The following is a 20302-nucleotide window of genomic DNA, read 5'->3' on the forward strand; positions in this document are numbered from 1 at the left end:
TTTCTAATTAATCAATATATAACATGGCTGTGCGGTTTTCCGATCGGAAATAGCGCTTGCCAGAAAAAGCAGTAGCTTCTTGCAGTAAATCCTCTTGGCTGTAGCCTTTGAGACGCTTACGACCATCAGCCAAGCTTTCCAAATCCGTCAAAGTTGTAAGACTCTCTACACTAACAACTTCCTCGTCCCCTACAGCCTTCATGTAAATCTTTCCAGACTCCTCAAAGACTAGCTGATGGGGGAATATTTGCGCAATTTCAAAAAGCAAGTCTTCTGAAATAACCTCTTTATTTTCAGAGAAAATTCGACCTAGACCCTCACTCTCATAACAAAAACCAAAGGATTTACCAGACAGATTGAGCCGGATAAAAGGCTTGTTTTCAAAGGTGAATCTTGGCTCAGCATTGTATAGGTTCAATTCCTGACTGACTTCTGCAAAATAATCCGTCGCAGCTTGAGGACTCTTTTTCTGGTAGAGTTCTGCAAAATAGGCATTGACCACACTTGGCGGAGGAGTGATCAGAGCCAACTGCTCCTGTTCTGTTTTAGCAGCTAGAAGCTGATCCAGATAGACCTTATCCAGACTTGTATAACCTCCATACTTTAGAGCCAAAGTTTTGATATCAGTCATAAAATTCTTCTAACCTCCATTTGTTTTTCTCAGAAATGTAGCCTGTAATGACTTCTCCGTCATCTTGATAGTCACGTTCTTCCAGAATCGCAACACTTTCTAAATCATGAATCTTATAGGACTTAGAAAAAGGCACGCGCAGGGTAAATCTCTCAAAAATCTCCTTGATTTTCTCTAAAAATAGTGCCTGCAAATTCTCACGACTATCCTCAGCCTTGGCAGAAATGAGGGCATAAGGCGTTTGGGTAGGGGTAAAGTCCTCCACCAAATCCGCTTTATTATAAAGGGTCAGACGAGGAATATCCTCCATGTCCAAGTCTTTCATGATGGACAGGACTGTTTTTTCATGCTCCTCGTGGTAAGGATTGCTGGCATCAATAACATGAACCAGAAGATCCACATGCTTGCTTTCTTCCAAGGTCGACTTAAAACTGGATACCAACTCTGTCGGCAAATCTTGGATAAAGCCCACGGTATCTGTCAAAGTTACTTGAAGATTGCCCCCCAGATGAATACTCTTAGTCGTCGCATCCAGAGTTGCGAATAGCTCATCTGCCTCATACTGGGTCTTGCTGGTCAAGGTGTTCATGATAGTTGATTTCCCAGCATTTGTATAACCAATCAAACCAATCTTAAAAGTTCTTGATTCCAAACGTTTTTCTCTGACAGTCGCCCGATTTTTCTCAACCACCTTGAGCTGACGCTCGATATCCGTGATTTGATTGCGAACGCTACGACGGTTCAGCTCCAGCTGGCTTTCACCAGGTCCACGGGAACCAATTCCCCCTGCCTGACGGCTGAGCATAATTCCCTGACCAACCAAGCGAGGCAAGAGATATTTTAGCTGGGCTAGGTGGACTTGGAGTTTCCCTTCATGGCTTCGAGCCCGCATGGCAAAGATATCCAGAATCAACTGCATACGGTCAATGACCTTGACACCGAGAACTTCTTCTAAATTGACATTTTGCCTTGGCGTCAGACGGTTGTTGACGATGACAGTGGTGATTTCTTCTGCATCCACCATGAGCGCAATTTCTTCTAACTTACCAGATCCGACGAAGGTCTTGGAATCATATTTTTCACGTTTTTGTCTGTAGCTATCTACAACGACTGCCCCAGCTGTCTTAGCTAGACTAGCCAATTCTTCCATAGAGAGATCAAAATTGTCCATGCCCTGCAATTCCACACCAATCAGCAGGACTCGCTCCTCTTTTTTTTCCGTATCAATCATCTAAAAACTCCTCTATCTGGCTTAAAATGCGGTCTTGCACACCAGCTTCTCCAATCTGATAAAAGGTGACCTGCATGCGGTTACGGAACCAGGTCAACTGACGCTTAGCAAAACGACGAGTCGCCTGTTTTAGACTCTCGCTGGCTTCCTCGAGAGTCTGCTCTCCACGGAAATATGGAAAGAGTTCCTTGTAGCCAATGCCTTTGGCAGCCTGCACATCTGGATAATGGTCAAACAACCACTTGGCTTCGTCTAGAAGTCCAGCTTCAAACATCAGGTCCACTCGGTGATTGATACGTTCATATAATTGACTGCGTTCATCATCCAAGCAGATAATCAATGGTTCATACAAGGTCTCTTGATTTTCCAAATCCTGACCAAAATGGGCAATTTCCAAGGCACGCATAGCACGACGACGATTAAATTGGGGAATTTCAAGACCTGCTTGCTCCACCAAATGAGCTAATTCCTCATCTGTATAAGGCTCCAAACTAGCCCGATAGGCCAAAATCTCTTCATGGGGAGTCTCTCCACCGAGATGATATCCTTCTAGTAGACTCTGTATGTAAAGTCCTGTTCCACCAGCGATAATGGCAAGCTTGCCACGGCTGTGAATATCCTCAATAGCCATCTTAGCTTCTGAAACAAAATCAAAAGCCGAGTAAGACTCGGTTACCTCTCTAACATCAATCAAATGATGAGGAACAGCCGCTTGCTCCTCTGGGCTAGCCTTGGCCGTCCCAATATCAAGTCCTCGATAGACTTGCTGGCTATCTCCACTAACCACTTCGCCATTAAAACGCTTGGCCACTTCAATAGCAAGAGCTGTCTTTCCAACTGCAGTCGGTCCAACAATCACAATTATTTTTGTTTTCATCTTTTTTCCTTGAAAAATTCCCATTTTTTCGTTACTATTATTATAACACAAAAAGGTCAGTCAGAAAAATGTGACCTCTTGAGGAGGCTGGCTGATTGAGAATATAAAGGAGGAAGACTCATGGCTAAAGGATTCGCTAAAGGTCTTGTAACAGGTGTCGCAGGAACTGTCGCTGCCGTCGCAGGTGCAGTATACGCATTTAAAAAGAAAGTAATCGAACCAGAAGAGCAAAAAGCAGCTTTCATAGAAGAAAACCGTAAAAAAGCAGCTCGTCGCCGCGTATCACGTTAAAAAACAAAAGAAGTTGGGATTCATTGTCTCAACTTCTTTTTTCTATTCTTTTAAATAGCTAGGTCAAACTTCAACTGTGGCTTTACAGGGTCATAATCCACCAACTCAAAATCTTCTGCTTTGATATCAAAGAAACTAGTCCCATCAGGAACATTTAAAACCAAGCGTGGTTGGCAATTTGACGGCTCCCGACGGAGCAATTCCTGAGCTTGTTCAAATTGATTGTCATAGATATGGAGGTTGTTGATAAAGTAGAAGAACTTTCCAACCTTCCAGCCAAAATGCTTGGCAATCATCATTTGAAGAGCAACATACTGCATAGCATTGATGTGGTGGGCCACCAGCATATCGTTAGAACGCTGCGTCAAGGTCGCATCCAGATAGATTTCTCCATCAACACGGCGGACATCAAACATGGTCTGAAAGGCGCATGGGAGGAGGCCGTCCGTCTCATCAAAAGCTTGGTAATCCCAAAGGGAGATAATGTTGCGACGGTTCCAAGGATTAGCTTCCAACTGCTTGATAAGCTTATTGATAATATCGTGTTTCTTAACAATAGCACCATAGCGCTCACCGATGGTTCCTGTATTTTCCACTTCCCAGTCATTCCAGTAGTGAACATTGTACTTGTCATTGAGCACTTCTAGGCTATTAGACTGGTCTTGGTAAATCCAAAGTACTTCCTTGATAGCGGATTTGATAGCGATAGGGCGCAAGGTTGTGATAGGAAATTCCCCTTTTGCCAAGTCATACTCTGCAAAGGCACCCGTTACGTACTTAGAGTTGGCAACTGTCCCATCCTTGTACTTAGGACGAGCCTGCTCTGAAAAGACACCGTCTTTGAGGATTCGTTCAATATTCTCTTTAAAAATCGTATCTGCTTTTGTCATTTACTCTCACCTCATTTGTTTCCTAACTAGTATAGCATAAAAAAGAAAAGAGGAACATTACTAACTCTAGGTCAGCATTTTTCCTCTTTTTTATTTTACTGCAATACAAGTGATGCTGCTCCGATAACTCCAGCGTCGTTTCCTAGAGTTGCAAGAGCTAATTTTGTTGATGTGCGTACTTGTGGGAAAGTATTTTCATCGTAGACTTTTTGAACACCTTGTAGAAGGAATTCTCCTGCAGCCGATACACCACCACCGATAACGATTGTTGATGGGTTTAGGATTGAGCCAATATTGGCACAAGCGATTCCCAAGTAACGTGAGAAGTTACGGTAAACGATCAAAGCAAGGTCGTCTCCTTCTTTTGCAAGGTCAAAGACAGTCTTAGCAGTTACTTCTTCTCCATTATCAATCAAGCGTTTCAAGGCTGCATCGCCTTCGTATTCATCAGCATAACGACGAGTCAAGTTGACAATCCCTGTTGCAGAAGCTACTGTCTCAAGACAGCCTTTCTTACCGCAAGTACATGCGATTGGTTGGTCAAAGTCAACAGTGATGTGGCCAAGCTCACCTGATGCACCAGCCACACCGTGAAGCAATTTGCCTTCTGCGACAATACCGCCACCAACACCTGTACCAAGTGTCATAAAGACAACGTCTGGTTGGTTATCACCAGCACCCATCCAACGTTCACCAAGAGCCGCTACGTTGGCATCATTATCGATGAAGAATGGAATGCCCAAGGCTTTTTCAATCTTTTCTTTGATTGGTTGAAGGGTTTTCCAGTTCAAGTTGTAGGCACCAATAACAGTCCCTTTTTCACGGTCAACCACACCTGGTGATCCCATTCCAATACCTTGGAAATCTGTTGCTGCCAATCCAAGCAAGTCCAAACGATGTTGAATAGACTCAATCATATCATCTACAATATGACTTCCCTCATCCAAAATATTAGTCTTGATAGACCATTTTTCTTGGATTTCTCCTGCTGTTGTTAAGATTGCAAATTTGATAGAAGTTCCACCAAGGTCAATCCCAATAATCTTTTGACTCATCATATTCTCCTTTTTCATTATGAATTAACTGAAAATGCTTACAGATATAGTATAACAAAATTTAGTTAATCATGCAAAGGTTTGCATTAACGTTCTGGAATTTATTCTGACTTATGGTTTCCAGAGACCTGAAGCATCTACATAATAACGACCTCCATCAACTCGCTCATTTTTAGCCATTTTACCATCTGATTTCAAGTAATAGTTTCCCTGCCACGCATTTTTCACTGGATTTCCATTTTCATCAAAATAGTACCAAGAACCGTCCTGCTTAACCCAACCACTTGTTGTTGCTGAACTTGTGGCAGTTTGAGTTGTAGCCGCTTGCTTTGCTTTGAAAGCACCTTTTGGGGCATTTTTCAATTCACACGCCACACCATCATGATCACGGTCTAACTTGGCAGAATAACCAGGTTCTCCCTCATGAATATCCGCATATCCATTCGCCCAAGCTTCCTTACAGCTAGAAAAATGAATGTTTTCTTCTGCTAACATAGGTTTTGAAAACAAGGCTAAAATTGGCAAGGTAGCGAGACTCATTTTTAAAAATAAACGTTTGTTCATTTCTTTCTCCCATAATTATGATATCGTTTTCAATATTATTTTATCAAACTTATTTCAGCAATTCAAGAAAACTTCTAGTTATTGCTGCAAACTCTTTTGGTTTGACTCTATTCAAGACATGAGGACCGTCAGGGATAATCTGGAACTGGGAATTTGGCATCAGTTCTTGAATAGCTTTCATTGAACTGAGATTAGGCTTATCTTGACTACCACAAATTAACAAAGTTGGATAGGGACAATTCTTTGCAATCTCTCTTAAATCAAGTGTTTTTAATTCCTCAGAAACTCCAACCAAAAGCGATTTATCTGCTCCCTGTTTCTCAAATGTCCTTTTGGGGAGTAGTTTAAATATCAGCAACTGAATGTAAAAAGGGATATTGCCAGCTAGTTTCAATGGACAGCCTGACAAAACCAAGGCCTGAAGATTTGGTAAATCGTAACTGGAAAGTTCTAGTGCCAGAGCAGCACCTAAGGACAATCCAACCAAAACAAAAGGTTCTGTCTCTTGAGCTAGGTGCTGATAAACTCTATCCTTGACTTTTTGATAGCTGTTAACTTCAGAAGAAAATAACTCGATAGCCTCAGAAGGATAATCTGTCAGTAGATTCTGAACTTCTTTCCAAGACTCTGCTGACTGCCCTAACCCATGTAAAAATATCAGTTTCATCTACTTCTCCTGTAAGATTAACTCATACAAGCCTCTCACTGCATTACAGCCATAAATAGCTTCTGCTTGGGCTAAATCTGCCAAGGTCAAGACTTTTACCTCTACCTGTCCTGTTCCCAGCAAATTCTGACGATAAATTCCTGGCAAGATTCCAAGTCGGATAGGCGGTGTGTAGAGTTTCCCATCGATTTTCAGAACCAAATTTCCGATAGAGGTTTCAAGAAGTTCTCCTTTTCCATTATGGTAAATCTTCTCTTGTTTCCCTAGGCTCAAATGCGGTCTGTAAGTCGTTTTAAAATAGGTAAAGGCTTGTTGTAAATTAACTTCCTGCAGACAAAGTTGGGCCTGACAAAAACTTGGACTGAGGGGTGTTAATACTTGGCGATCGACTTCTATCCCTCCAGACTTGCTGAGAGAAATACGCAAGCGGTAATCTTGATTAGCATCACAAGCCTGACACTCTTCCTCTATCTTTTGTTTCAAGTTTTCTGAATCAAATGGAAAGGCAAAATACCGACTAGCTTTTCTCAGCCTTTCCAAATGTTGATCTTCAAACAACAAGTTCTTCTGACTGATTTTTCCAGTCGTAATCAGTTGGAAACGAGCTTGTTTACGATAGAGAACAGCTGCCTTTTGATGAACCTCGCGGTATTCAGATTCCCAAGTGCTATCCCATGTAATACCTCCGCCAACTCCATAGATAGCTTGTCCCTTGTAGAGTTGAATGGTCCGAATGGCCACATTAAAAATCCGTCGTCCATTTGGAAGTAAAAGACCAATGGTTCCACAGTATACTCCACGCGGATGTGGTTCCAAGTCCTTTATAATCTCCATAGTCGCAATTTTGGGAGCTCCCGTTATGGAACCACAAGGAAATAGAGAACGGAAGATTTCAACAAGGTCAACATCCTCTCGCAACCGACTCTTGATGGTTGAAGTCATCTGCCAAACCGTTGAATACTGTTCCACTTGGCAAAGACGTTCCACATGCTCACTCCCCACTTCAGAAATACGGTTCATATCATTGCGCAAGAGGTCCACAATCATCATATTTTCAGAGCGATTTTTGGGATCCTGCTCTAACCAACTAGCTTGGGCAAGGTCTTCTTGGTCAGTCACTCCACGCTGAGTCGTTCCCTTCATTGGTCGCGTTGTCAACTCACGGTCATTTTGCTCAAAAAAGAGCTCTGGGCTCATGGAAATCACTGCCATCTCGTCATGTTCAACATAAGCATTGTAGCCCGCCTCCTGCTCTACTACCATACGATTGTAGATGGCAAAAGGATTGGCACTTAAGTCTTGCTTGAGTTGGACGGTGTAGTTGACCTGGTAGGTGTCCCCCTGCCGCAAATGATGATGAATCTGGGCAATCGCCTTTTCATAATCCTCTGCAGATGTTACTTCCTGCCAATTTGAAGGCAAATCAACCTCATCATAAGTCAGAGGAATAGGGGAGGTCTCCACCTTATCGTGAACAGTAAAGTAAAGCAAATACTCGTCCAGTAAAGGAGATTTATGAACTGCTAATTTCTCCTCAAAAGCAGGTGCAGCCTCGTAGCTGACATAGCCCACCACATAATAACCTTGCTCTTGGTAGCTTTCCACTTGTGCCAGCAAGTCTGCCACTTCTGCTACATTTCTCGTTTTCAACTCTTTAATCGGCTGGGTAAAGGTGTATCTTTCCCCCAAAGCCCTAAAATCAATCACTGTTTTTCTATGCATACCTTAAGTATAGCACAAAAAGGCAGATACAGACAAAGCTGATCTACCTTTTTATTATTTTCTTACTATTGATTATGCTTTAGTGAATAAATCACCAGCAAATCCATCTGATTTCTGCAAGAGTTGTTTGTAAACCTTCCATTTAAGATCTACAGTATTCTTGAAATCATTACCTTGAAGGTCTTTTTCGACCGCTGCATCAAATAAGGTCTGAAGTTGTGCGTAAGTTGAAATCTTTTGACCATCGATTTCAATTTCAACAAAACCTCTTTGGGCTTTTTCGTGTACTTCATGATACCATGCTTTCTTCCATGCTTCTAAACTTTGGAATTTGCCGTTAGAAACTTTATTAATAATAAAGTCATCACCAAGACCTACATTACCAGCTGCTTTAGATTCTTGTTTGTATTTGTTTGATGCATAACCTAAGAACCCGTCTAGATAACCGAAGTAACCCCACATACGGAAGGTATTATGTTTGAATGAGATTGAACCAACCGCACTCTTACTTGTATTACCACCATAAATACCTGTCATCATATTTACTACAGTATAAGCAGAATCAAATCCTTCAGTACGGTAATGACCATTTCCTGGTAATCCATGTTTCGTTGCAAAGTTTCCATCAACCAGTTGATCAATACTTGTCAGCTTCGTATTCTTTTCGTCATCATTCAAATCACGAACTAAATCCCATTGGTGTGGTTCACCAACTAAGCCATTGCGATCCGCTTTTTCACGATATTTCTTATCGATCTTCTTGAACCACTTATCATTTGTTCCAGTATTTTTCTTGATAACAGACTCAGCTTCTAAGTAATCAAGCATCATCATGGATTCATTGTAATTCTTCATGTAGTTATCGATTTTCTCACGACTATTTAACACATTCGGATTATAGTTGTAAATTTGATTTCCATCATTTTGACGTTCGTAAGCCATGTTTAATCCTAAGGCACCATATTCACCATTTGGATTTGAAACTGATGGTGATTGTAACATACCTTGAGCAAAGGCTTCAACATCTGTTCCTTCACGGTGACGCCATGTTCCTAAGTAGGCCATACGGTCATTGATGTGAGTTGTTTCGTGAGTGAATGCAGATGTACCAAAATCACTAATCATGCTAGAGATGATGTAATATACCGCCTCTTGTGGTTGTGGATTTTGGAAGATATAAGCGTATGCACCCATTCCATTATATCCATGCCACTTATCAGTCGGACCATAGAATTCACGAATTGGAGCAAAATCGCCTTTCTTCGTATGTCCCATACGGTCAACCCATCCCAAACCTGGTACATCATGGTTATCCCAAATTGCAGATGGTACCATATTTTCACTCTTAAGAAGATTATTTCGTACATTATCAGCAGCAAGTCTTGACCAGAAGTCTAAGTAATTGATTTGTTCTTGCGCACGTAAATCAACTTGCTTCTTGAACGCTTCACGTTCTTCTGCTGTGTTCTTACCGTATTTCTCAAATGAACTAAAGGCAATGGTATTATAGGTCGTAATTAAGATCATATGCGCTTTCTTCAGATTCAGAAGTGGTAGAATATAACGTCCGTGATGTCCATTATTAATTACTTCATACAATTTATGTTTCTTATTCGCAAAATCAGGATTTGATGATTGTTTCTCAACAACATAAGCGTTATCTGCAATGTTGTTCTTGAACCAAGTATTCATATCTGTTTCACTAGTGAATAATTCCATGTTGTACTTCAGGAATTCGTGTAAGTTAGCTTTACCAGTAGCACTTGCAAGAGCTCTGTTAAATGCATCGTGTGATTGATCACCTTTAAGGTTGTTACCATTTGAAGCGAAGCTGATTAATCTATCAAGTACGTTAACGTTCTTACCGTAGAAATCAGGTTTAAAGGTCATCATATTTTTGATATTTAATCCGTCAAATTTAATTCCATAGTATTTGTTTAAATAAGCCAGAGCTAACATGATTTTAGCTTTGTTATCTTCAACTTTTTTAATCAATGCACGTTTAGCTGCTTCGTCCGTATTTAATTGATGGTCTTCATTTTCAACTAAAGCTTTAACTAAAGCATCAAGATTATCTTTTACTTCTTTGAAGCTTTCTTCCATGTATAACATCTTAGGATTGTTATTAATCTTACGAACTTCATCTGAATCAAGTTCAACAGAAGCTAATTTAGCTTTGATATCGCTGATCAATTGTGTCCTATCTTTAACAACCATATTTGGTGTATAGACAATATCACCTAATCCTTCAATACTATATTCACGAACTTGTTGAACCCTAGATTCTTTTTGTGTAATAGCTTTAATTTCTTTCGTCTTATCAGCGTAATGAATCATAATGTGATCAGCATCTGATAAGTCGGTCACAAATTGTCCATCTTTCATACCTGTAACAGATAAAACTTCAGTAGTTAGTAATTTATAATTTGCAGGAATCTTATTACCTTGGTTGACAATCCATTCTTTATTGTAGAACGGTTGAAGTTTTTCAATATTACGGTAAGCAAGCTCACGAGATGCGTCATAATCTTGAGTATCCTTGTAAGTGTCAGATTTTGGTTTTACACTATTTAGTGTATCTTCCACAAGTGGAGCAATTTCAAATTTATCAGCTGTAATCCCGAATGACTCTATTTTCTTGTTGGCTTCTTCTAAGCTGATCTCTTGGATTCGTTTACTACGAGAACCGTTAAATGAGTGAGAACCTTCACTCACATCTTTAACAACGTAGTTTCTTTCAATCCAGTTTTTTGTGTAATATCCACCTTCTGCTTCTAAATCTCTAGAACCGTAGAATTCTTCACCGTTTTTGACTTTCATCATTGAAACTGTGTCAGCAACACGCCCCCATGTCCAGTTTTTACTAATGAAACCACCTACCTCAACAGGGTTCTTCACATCAATAGTTCCTTTAGTAACAGCGTTACGAACAGAAGCGTATTTATCAATACCATTAGGATCAGAACCGTTATCGGTTCTAGCGACAAGTCCACCAACACGTGCTCTATCTGCAACAATATCAGCATCTACGTATGCATGTTTAATATTACCACGCCAAAGTTCTCCGGCGATACCACCAAGATCCCAACCTTTATTACCGACACCTGTTAGTTTACCGATGAAAGCAACATTTTTAAGAAGTCCACCAGTATCTCCTTTATTTACGATACCAGCAATACCATCTTTACCAAGGATACTACCAGTTACCTTAACATTTTCAACTGTGGCATTTTTAATTACTCTTGATAGTGCGGAAATATTTTCAATCCAAGGCATATTAATATTAACATTACCTAAGTTAATGTTTTTAACTGTACCGCCTTCAACGTTATCGAATAACTGACGAGCCATACTATGAATGGTATATTGTTTACCGTCAACACTTGTTAAAGTTCCGCTAAATTTACCAGGTACATATTGTTTATTCGGAGTTGGTACATTTGCTGCATTCAAATCTGCACCAAGTTTAAAGGTACCACTTGGATTAGCTTTCATAGCCGTTACTAGGTCGTTAAAGCTATAATATACATCACCATCGTGTGCTTTTTGTTTTTCAAAGTAATGGACATACTCGTTTGCCAATTTAGAAGCATCTGTGTGCTGAATCAAATCTGGTGCTTTGGCAGTGACTTTGTATAAAGTTTTTCCGTCTTTTTCTACTTCTTCAATCTTATCAACAGCCAGTCTTGTAACTTTGTTGTCGTGAGTTGTAACTCGTAGGTAGAGTGGAGCAACATCAGCTGGTTTTTCTGTCAGCAAACTAGTGTCTGTTTCATTACCGTCAGCGTCCACACTCATCAAGCTTGTTTCTTTGATGTTTTTAATTTCAACTTTTTTAAGGTCAATTCTTAGCGGTTCTTCCTTCAGAACTTCTTCCTCATCACCCTCACCACGGTCATAAACCATCTTCGTTTCAAGTTTATAATCTTTGTAGTACTGTAAGTCTGTCAAAGAAGCTGTTAGATCTTCTGGTGAAACATCCAATGTCTTCACAATCTCGTCACCTTTTTTCAGAGTTAGGGTGATAGATTTAATGGCTGCCTTACTTGGATTTTCCAAATTATAACGAATTTGAGATGATCGTTTCAAATCTTGAACATCAACAAGTGACAAACTTAAGATTGGTTTTTCAAAGTTTTTAGTTCCTAATTTGACGATACGATCTTGGTCTAACTCCAGAACCTGTTCCACAATTTTAGGTGCTTCTTCAGTTTTTAAACCTTTGATAGTTTTGTAAGTCTTGGTAACTTTTTTCTGTCCATCTTTTCCTTCTTGGACAGTAACTCTTTCACCTTTTTTCAGTTGGTCATCTTCTTTAACAACTTCCTTAAATGGAATCTTTTCAAGACTTTCTTCTATCAGAGTTCCTTCAATTGGTTTTGTCCCACGACTTATTTTTTTAGTGACTGGTTCTTTGATGACAGTAGTTGTTGTATTTAAAACTTGGTCAGTCTCAACACCTTCGAGAGTCTTATAAGTCGTTTTGGTAATTTTACTGCCCTTTTCTCCATCTTGAACTACAGTTTCTTCATCCGTATATTTGGTTGGATCCTCGATAATTTCTGTCTTATAGTCAATCTCAGTAGTAGTTTCTTTCGTAACCGCTCCCTCAGTTACTTTATATTCAGGTAACTTTTCTTGAACTAAAGATTCACCTTCTTTACTAGTTTCTTGAGTGCCTTTAGCCTCTATTTTGCCTGAATATGCTGCTTGCGGTTCTTGAACTAAAGACTCGCCCTCTTTACCGGGTTCCTGAGTACCTTTAGCCTCTATTTTGCCTGAATATGCTGTTTGCGGTTCTTGGACTAAGGATTCGCCCTCTTTACCAGTTTCTTGAGTGCCTTTAGCCTCAACCTTTCCTGTATATGCTGCTTGCGGTTCTTGAACTAAAGATTCGCCTTCTTTACCAGTTTCTTGAGTGCCTTTGGTTTCAATTTTTCCTGAATATACTGCTTGCGGTTCTTGAACTAAAGATTCGCCTTCTTTACCAGTTTCTTGAGTGCCTTTAGCTTCAATTTTTCCTGAATATGCTACTTGCGGTTCTTGAACTAAAGACTCGCCTTTTTTACCAGTTTCTTGAGTGCCTTTGGCCTCAACCTTTCCTGAATATGCTACTTGTGGTTCTTGAACTAAGGATTCGCCCTCTTTACCAGTCTCCTGAGTGCCTTTAGCCTCAACCTTTCCAGTATATGCTGCTTGTGGTTCTTGAACTAAAGATTCGCCTTCTTTACCAGTTTCTTGAGTGCCTTTAGCCTCAACCTTTCCAGTATATGCTGCTTGTGGTTCTTGAACTAAAGACTCACCCTCTTTACCAGTTTCTTGAGTACCTTTAGCCTCAATTTTTCCAGTATATGCTGCTTGCGATTCTTGAACTAAAGATTCGCCTTTTTTACTGCTTGTGTTGATAGTCGATTTTGATTCTTTAAAGTAACCAACATACTCATATCCTTCAATATGAATAACTCCTTTAGCCAAGCCTTCTTGTGTAGAGGCTGAAATAGTTTGGTTATAAGAAAGCAACTCTTTATTTTCAAATGCAAAGGCAGTAAAAGGTACAAAATTGCTGACTCCAATAGAACTGATTAAGAGAACCCCTAGTACTTTACTGCGGTGTTTCTTTGAAACTAATAGAACCGCTAGCGAGGCTGTTACCAAGCCAAGACCTGCTAGAGCAACTTCCTTACTGCCTGTGTAAGGAAGTTGTTGACTGGTAGTCGCCTTCTTGCGATAAACTACATAAATAATATCTTCATCTTGAAACTCTGTTGGAACCTCATGATGAATCAGGGCTTTTTCAGACTCGGTCAATTCCTGCTCCGCTAAATAACGATAATGAACGTTATGAGCACCACCGACTTCATTGGCTTGAACCTTGTCTACTGAAAGGGTACTGGCTCCAAAAAGGAAGGCCCCAATGGCTACAGGACCTACCCCAACAGTTAGCTTACGAATCGAATATTTGGTGATTTTTTCTAGTTGTTGTTTTGTTTTTTTCATTCTCACGACTTTCTGATAGAATCTTGCGGATAGTGCGCACGCGCACCTCCAATTAATTTTGGACGGCTAGCAAGAGCCGTTACATGGGCATGCCCAATTTCTCTCAAAAGAGGGCGAATCGGAACCTGAACATGCTTAATATGCATACCAATTGCAGTGTCTCCGATATCCAATCCAGCATGAGCCTTGATAAATTCAACCTCAACTGGATCCTGCATAAACTTGAAGGCTGCCAACTGACCTGAACCTCCTGCATGAAGGGTAGGAAGGACACTGACGATTTCCAGACCAAACTGCTCTGCCACCTGACGTTCAACGACGAGGGCCCGATTGACATGTTCACAACCTTGAACAGCTAGATGAATTCCTTTTTCCTCTAAGATATCTAGGATGGTCTTCACAATGATTTCCCCAATTTCTTGGCTAGATTCCTTGCCAATCTGACCACCTATCACCTCACTAGAAGAAAGGCCCAAAACAAAGATAGATCCTTGCTTCAAATTGGCCTTTTCTAATACATCTTTTACAATCTGGCTTGTTTCTCTTTGAATGTCTTTTTCCTTCATACTTGATACCTCTTTTGTCATTATCTATCATATCGTTTTTTCTACGTTTTAGCAAGATAGACAACCTAGAAAGCTTGCCCAATTACGCATAAAACTCCCAGAATTGACTGGGAGTTAACTAGTTTCTATTCTATTTATGTATATTTCAACTGTCGTACCTTTTGAGGGGGCAGAATCGATTTTCATCTGATAATCTTCTTCAAAATGAAGTTTGAGCCGCTGTTCAACGTTTTGAAGACCAACTCCCCCACGTTTGAGTTGACTTTGACTACTATCGCTAGCATCTTGGAAACCAACCCCATCATCCTCAATACGGATGACTAGTCCTCTATCCTGTTTCTGAACAGAAACTCGAATATGTCCCTGACCTTCTTTTTCTTTAATGCCATGGTAAAGAGCATTCTCTACAAGAGGTTGTAGGACTAGCTTAGGCAAGACTAGATTATCAAAGGCAGGATTTTCATCAATCTCATATTCCAGCTTATCTCCATAGCGTTGTTTCTGGATAAAGAGGTACTGGCGGACATGGTTGATTTCGTCAGAGAGGCGAATCAAATCATTGCCTTGATTGAGTGCTAGGCGGAAATAGGTCGCCAAGGACTTGGTCACTTGCACCACTCTCTGACTATCCTGAAATTCAGCCATCCAGATGATGGTATCCAAGGTGTTATAGAGGAAATGGGGATTAATCTGGCTTGATAAAGCTTGAAGTTCATACTGACGAGTCGTTTCTTCCTGCCTGCGAATAGCTGCCATCAGCTGATCAATCTGATCCAACATGGCATTGAACTGGCGAGTCACTTCTCTCAGTTCATGGGCACCAGCTTCCTTGGCACGAAGATTCTGATTACCAGAAGCAATCTCCAGCATGGTTTCTCTCAAGTCATTCAGAGGAGCAATCCAGCGTTTAAGACTAAGCCACACCAAGCAGAGACAGGCAAGAAGAGATGTGACACTGGCTCCAAGCAAGGTCCACATGAGTTGACTCCGAACCTGGTCTAACTTCTCCAACGAAGACACGCCAAGCACCGTCCAATCAGTTCCAGCAATCCTTTCCTGACTGACGTAGGATTTGTGATCTGGAGTATAGCCCTGCCCTGTCTCAATGTAGGGTTTCATAGCCTCCATTTCGCTAGACGAACTATAAACTGTGTGTTGAAGATGATAAACAAATTCATGGTTTTCATTGATGATAAAGGCAAAGCCCTGCTGCCCCAACTGGAGTTGATTTAGATAGGCTTCCAGAGTTTCATAAGAAATATCCAAACGAAGTACACCCAGATTAGCTCCCTTTGCATCAACAAGTTCTTGAGTGATAGAAATAACCCACTGACTATCTGATTTACGAGCTGGGGTCAAAACTGGCATGGCTCCCTGATGAATAGCCTTTTGGTACCAATCCTCAGCCATCATATCAGAGGAGGTTTTCATCTGCACACTATCATCCGTAGAAATGACCTGACCGGATTTAGTCACCAGCACAACAGTTTTCAAGTCCTTGTCTGCCTTCAAGATAGTCAAAAATAGATCTCGAATTCCCTTTACCTTGTCTTGACTGGGATTCTCAGCATAGGCTAGGACATCCGTCTGCTGGGTCAAACTGGTAGAGGTGGTTTCTAATTTTTTGATATAAGACTGGATAAAGTGGCTAGTCTGACTGATAGTCGTTTGACTATTGCCCTCAATGCTAGCCTCAATGGCTGATGAACTAGATTGATAGTAGAAAGTCCCAATCAAAGCTAGGAGAATGAGAAAGACCAGAAAGATGGAAATAACCATTCTGACTAGGAGAGAAGAACGCTTCATCGACCTTCTCCCTTCTTAAACTGACGAGGTGTCACACCCGCAATCTGTTTAAAACGTTGGGTAAAGTAATTCATATCTTCAAAGCCAACCTTTTCTGCTATCTCGTAAATCTTCAGATCCGTAGTTAAAAGCAAGAGCTTGGCTTGTTTGACACGTTCTCTCACCAGATAATCCTGAAAAGGTAGACCCAACTCTTTCTTAATCAAAGAACTCAGATAAGTCGGGCTAAAGCCCAAGTCACTTGCTAAAGACTTTAAACTGAATTGACTATCAGCTAGATGAGACTGGATTTTCTGAGCCATATTTCCCTCAAACTTATCAGTCAATAGATCTTGTAACTGCTCCTCTTTCTCTTCCTTATCCAACTTTTGCTTAATTTTCCCCAACATTTCCTCAATATCCTGACGAGAAAAGGGCTTAAGCAGGTAATCGTCCACACCTAGTTTGACAGCAGACAAAGCATAATCAAAATCATCGTAGCCTGTTAAAAAAACTAGATGCACCTGAGGATAGGTTTCTCGGACCAGACTGGCCAACTGGATGCCATTTAGCTGGGGCATGTTGATATCGGTTAGAATGATATCTGGCACATGCTTTTGAATCAAGTCCCAAGACTGCCTTCCATTTTCAGCCTGACCGATGATTTCCATATCGTAGGCGGCTACATTGACCAGCTTAGTCAAGCCTTGTCTTACCAGATATTCATCTTCTACGATTAAGATTGTATAGGTCATGCTCGGCTCCTTTGTCACTTACTAGTATCAGTATAGCAAAATTCTCCTCTAACTGCTTAGGAAAGCCCTCTTAATCGACATAATCTAGTAAATAAGCGTAGCCTTTTTCTTCCATTTGGTCTTTGGGAATAAATCGAATAGAGAGACTATTGATACAGTAGCGCAAGCCACCCTTGTCCTGAGGACCGTCCGTAAAGACATGGCCCAGATGAGAATCTCCAACTCGACTTCGCACTTCCATGCGTGTCATATTGTAAGACTTATCTTCCTTGTAGGTGGCAACATCTGGACTGATGGGTTGGGTAAAACTAGGCCAGCCACAACCAGACTCAAACTTATCCTTTGATGAAAAGAGAGGTTCACCAGTTGCTACATCCACATAGATACCAGATTCAAATTTATCCCAGTAACGGTTTGAAAAAGCTCGTTCTGTTTGATTTTTCTGGGTGACTGCATACTCCTCAGGTGACAAGGTCTTTTTCAATTCTTCATCACTTGGCTTAGGATATTTGCTGGCATCAATGACGGGGTAGGCCGCCTGATTAACATTGATATGGCAGTAGCCATTTGGATTTTTCTTTAGATAGTCTTGGTGGTAATCCTCTGCCACTACAAAATTCTTCAAGGCTTCCTTTTCAACTGCTAGAGGTTGATCGTATTTCTTAGCCACCTCATCAAAGACTTGGTTGATCACTTCCAAATCCTTGTCATCTGTGTAATAAACACCAGTACGGTACTGGGTTCCCACATCATTTCCTTGTTTATTTTTGCTGGTTGGATTAATGATGCGGAAGTAATGAAGTAAGATTTCCTTGAGGGAAATTTGCTTGGCATCATAGATGACATGGACGGTTTCCGCATGTCCAGTTTGGTTAATCAATTCGTACTTGGTTGTTTCCCCTCTACCGTTCGCATAGCCTGAAACGGCATCTATCACTCCAGGAACGCGCGAGAAGTATTCCTCCACTCCCCAGAAACATCCTCCAGCTAGATAAATTTCGTGCAAATCTGCGTCTTTACTAATTTCTGTTTTTTTCACTGTTTTTCCTCCTTGGCTGACTGATGCTTTCTCAATTTGCGAGCTATCTGTCTGCCCTGCATTTCGCATCAATAGAAAATAGAAACCGGTTATGGCTAGGAAAAAAATCCCTGCCAAGACAAAAAGTTTTACTTTATCGTTCATGACTTTTCTCTACCCCATTTCTTTCAATTCTTTTAAAATCATATCCTTATCCATAAAACCTGGTTGCGTTTTGACCAGCTTGCCTTCCTTGTCTATAAAGGCTTGAGTTGGATAAGAACGGACACCATAACTTTCCAAAAGTTTGCCTGATGGATCAATTAAAACTGGGAAATTTTTATAATTCAAGCCCTTGTACCAGTTTTTAAAGTCCGCTTCAGCTTGCTCCCCCTTGTGTCCAGGAGACACCACTGTCAAGACCACATAGTCGTCTCCAGCATCCTTAGCGATTTCGTCCGTATCTGGAAGGCTGGCTAGACAGATAGAACACCAAGAAGCCCAGAATTTGAGATAGACTTTCTTGCCCTTGTAATCAGACAAGCGGTAGGTCTTGCCATCTACACCCATCAATTCAAAATCAGCGACTGCCTGACCTTTAGTTGCAGTTTGCGCACTGACTTGTTCTGTTTTGGTTTGCTCCTTCATAGTAGCTTCGTCTGACATATTTTTAGCCGAACAGGCTGCCAAACAACAGATTGAGCCTACTCCAAGGAGACATGTTTGCCATTTTTTCATTTCTTTTTCCTTTCTATTCAAATAATGTAGTCAAAATGGAAGCATTTCCCAAAAGCACCAAGATTCCCATCACGATAATGAGGAAACCACCCACCTTTTTGAGGGTTCCGAGATAAGGATGGAGTTTTCGAAAATGTTTCAAAACATAGCTGGAGGCAAGAGCTAGAGCCAAAAATAGTAGTGCCAAGCCCAGCGTGTAAACCAACATGAGACCAGCTCCCTGCCAAGCACCTGAACCACCTGAAGCCGCCAAGGCCAAAACAGAGCCCAGAACCGGCCCCACACATGGCGTCCAAGCAAAACTAAAGGTCAAGCCCAGTAAAAATGCCTGACTATAGCCCTTACCCTTTTGCCCCTGTCTCTGTAGTTGTAGCCTTTTTTCCTTGTAGAGTCCCTTCAAATGTAAGACTTCCATCTGGTGCAAGCCCAAGAGAATGATAACCGCACCCGTCACATACTGAAACCAAGAAGCATATAGCAAATTGCCTAAAAAACCAGCTCCATAGCCTAGTAAGATAAAAACAAAGGAAATCCCCGCTATAAAGGCCAAAGTTCGCAATAGACTAACAAGTGAGATAGAATATTTTCCACTAGAAGCCTGAGCACCATCTTTGTCATCCAGTAAGACCCCTGCATAAACCGGTAACAAGGGTAAAATACAAGGAGAAAAGAAGGAAAGAATTCCAGCAAGAAAAACACTGATAAAAAAGATTATATTATCCATCGCCTTCCTCCATTCTTTGATTTGATAGGACTATTATAGCCCCAAAATTCCAGAAAAAACAGGGACAATGATAGGGAAAAATAGGAATTTAATCAGGTTATGTAAAAAATGTTGTAAAAAAGCCAGACACAGTCTGACTTTGATGGAAACTGAAAAGAAAATTCACTAGTCTTCCCTACTTATCTGATAATAAATCAGATCCGCAAGATAGTCTTTTCTCTCTACACCATTGGTAATAGTTTTTAGATAGGACATTCCAGCCTTCTCCATGACACGACCTGAAGCTGGGTTGAGACTGGCATATCGTGCTATGACTTTTTGAAAACCTGCTTGACTAAGATAGCTTTTAATGCCTCTGTCATAAGACCACGACCCCAATAGTTTTTTCCTAAGACATAGCCAATTTCACAACTTGAATCATCCTCATCTATCTTCACGATACTGATATCTCCTACCACTTGCTCTGGGTTTTCTTTGAGACAAATGGCCCATTTGTAATAATTGGGATTAGCATAGGAGGCAACCCAATTACGAATCGAGTTTCGAGTCACCTCGACATCAGAATGAGGATCCCAAGTGACATAGACCAGATTCTCAGCGGATGAAGCCCAATTCTGAAACATGGCTTCTGCATCACTTTCCACAAATCTTCGCAAAGTTAAACGCTCTGTCTGTAATATCTGCGTACCGATAGATTTCATTACGCTACCCCACTTTCTGATAGATGATTCTCTGCCCAACCTCAATTTAAATTTACTTTGCTTTTGAATTTCAAGATAATAAGCTAAAAA

At 40.8% G+C, this 20302-nt stretch carries 16 protein-coding genes and 1 pseudogene; 1 reads left to right on the forward strand and 16 read right to left on the reverse strand.

The window, feature by feature from the left end:
• Positions 1–7 precede the first annotated feature (7 nt).
• From FBF73_RS08210 to miaA, 3 genes are read right to left on the reverse strand one after another with little or no spacing between them, the layout of a single operon-like run.
• Complete coding sequence (locus tag FBF73_RS08210; protein WP_136937501.1) at positions 8–631, reverse strand: cystathionine beta-lyase; 624 nt, start codon at positions 629–631, stop codon at positions 8–10.
• Positions 624–1862 (reverse strand): GTPase HflX, encoded by a 1239-nt coding sequence (gene hflX, locus FBF73_RS08215; protein ID WP_136937502.1) that lies wholly within the window; start codon positions 1860–1862, stop codon positions 624–626. The genes FBF73_RS08210 and hflX overlap by 8 nt, the downstream gene beginning before the upstream one ends.
• Complete coding sequence (gene miaA, locus FBF73_RS08220; RefSeq protein ID WP_136937503.1) at positions 1855–2739, reverse strand: tRNA (adenosine(37)-N6)-dimethylallyltransferase MiaA; 885 nt, start codon at positions 2737–2739, stop codon at positions 1855–1857. The genes hflX and miaA overlap by 8 nt, the downstream gene beginning before the upstream one ends.
• Before the next feature lie 120 nt (positions 2740–2859).
• On the opposite strand from miaA, the gene FBF73_RS08225 reads away from it, so the two are divergent.
• Complete coding sequence (locus FBF73_RS08225; protein ID WP_001051780.1) at positions 2860–3030, forward strand: DUF3042 family protein; 171 nt, start codon at positions 2860–2862, stop codon at positions 3028–3030.
• 50 nt (positions 3031–3080) lie between these two features.
• On the opposite strand, the gene FBF73_RS08230 is transcribed toward FBF73_RS08225, so the two are convergent.
• The 13 genes and pseudogenes from FBF73_RS08230 to FBF73_RS08290 all read right to left on the reverse strand — a co-directional run bounded on the left by FBF73_RS08230 (position 3081) and on the right by FBF73_RS08290 (position 20212).
• The gene (locus FBF73_RS08230; RefSeq protein ID WP_136937504.1) at positions 3081–3920 is read right to left on the reverse strand and encodes a thymidylate synthase; all 840 of its coding nucleotides are present in this window, start codon (positions 3918–3920) and stop codon (positions 3081–3083) included.
• A gap of 95 nt (positions 3921–4015) precedes the next feature.
• Positions 4016–4975, reverse strand: a complete 960-nt coding sequence (locus FBF73_RS08235) for an ROK family glucokinase (RefSeq protein WP_136937505.1) — start codon at positions 4973–4975, stop codon at positions 4016–4018.
• Between the two features lie 111 nt (positions 4976–5086).
• Complete coding sequence (locus FBF73_RS08240) at positions 5087–5539, reverse strand: excalibur calcium-binding domain-containing protein (protein WP_136937506.1); 453 nt, start codon at positions 5537–5539, stop codon at positions 5087–5089.
• Between the two features lie 49 nt (positions 5540–5588).
• Positions 5589–6206, reverse strand: coding sequence for an alpha/beta fold hydrolase (locus FBF73_RS08245; RefSeq protein ID WP_136937507.1), 618 nt, complete (start codon positions 6204–6206; stop codon positions 5589–5591).
• Positions 6207–7928: an aminodeoxychorismate synthase component I gene (pabB, locus tag FBF73_RS08250; protein ID WP_136937508.1), complete on the reverse strand. Its 1722-nt coding sequence runs from the start codon at positions 7926–7928 to the stop codon at positions 6207–6209.
• Between the two features lie 72 nt (positions 7929–8000).
• Positions 8001–13925 (reverse strand): ZmpA/ZmpB/ZmpC family metallo-endopeptidase, encoded by a 5925-nt coding sequence (locus tag FBF73_RS08255; protein ID WP_136937509.1) that lies wholly within the window; start codon positions 13923–13925, stop codon positions 8001–8003.
• A gap of 2 nt (positions 13926–13927) precedes the next feature.
• Positions 13928–14491, reverse strand: coding sequence for a TIGR01440 family protein (locus FBF73_RS08260; RefSeq protein WP_169435202.1), 564 nt, complete (start codon positions 14489–14491; stop codon positions 13928–13930).
• 114 nt (positions 14492–14605) lie between these two features.
• Complete coding sequence (locus FBF73_RS08265; RefSeq protein WP_136937511.1) at positions 14606–16297, reverse strand: cache domain-containing sensor histidine kinase; 1692 nt, start codon at positions 16295–16297, stop codon at positions 14606–14608.
• The gene (locus FBF73_RS08270) at positions 16294–17031 is read right to left on the reverse strand and encodes a response regulator transcription factor (protein WP_136937512.1); all 738 of its coding nucleotides are present in this window, start codon (positions 17029–17031) and stop codon (positions 16294–16296) included. The genes FBF73_RS08265 and FBF73_RS08270 overlap by 4 nt, the downstream gene beginning before the upstream one ends.
• A 70-nt stretch (positions 17032–17101) precedes the next feature.
• On the reverse strand, positions 17102–18214 hold the full coding sequence (gene msrB, locus FBF73_RS08275) for a peptide-methionine (R)-S-oxide reductase MsrB (protein WP_136937513.1): 1113 nt from the start codon (positions 18212–18214) through the stop codon (positions 17102–17104).
• A 9-nt stretch (positions 18215–18223) separates the two neighbouring features.
• On the reverse strand, positions 18224–18787 hold the full coding sequence (locus FBF73_RS08280; protein ID WP_136937514.1) for a redoxin family protein: 564 nt from the start codon (positions 18785–18787) through the stop codon (positions 18224–18226).
• A gap of 13 nt (positions 18788–18800) precedes the next feature.
• Positions 18801–19511, reverse strand: a complete 711-nt coding sequence (gene ccdA2 / locus FBF73_RS08285; RefSeq protein WP_136937515.1) for a thiol-disulfide oxidoreductase-associated membrane protein CcdA2 — start codon at positions 19509–19511, stop codon at positions 18801–18803.
• A 165-nt stretch (positions 19512–19676) separates the two neighbouring features.
• Positions 19677–20212: pseudogene (locus FBF73_RS08290) on the reverse strand (GNAT family N-acetyltransferase).
• Positions 20213–20302 lie beyond the last annotated feature (90 nt).

The organism is Streptococcus mitis (assembly GCF_005144795.1).
Classification (GTDB): domain Bacteria; phylum Bacillota; class Bacilli; order Lactobacillales; family Streptococcaceae; genus Streptococcus; species Streptococcus mitis_BB.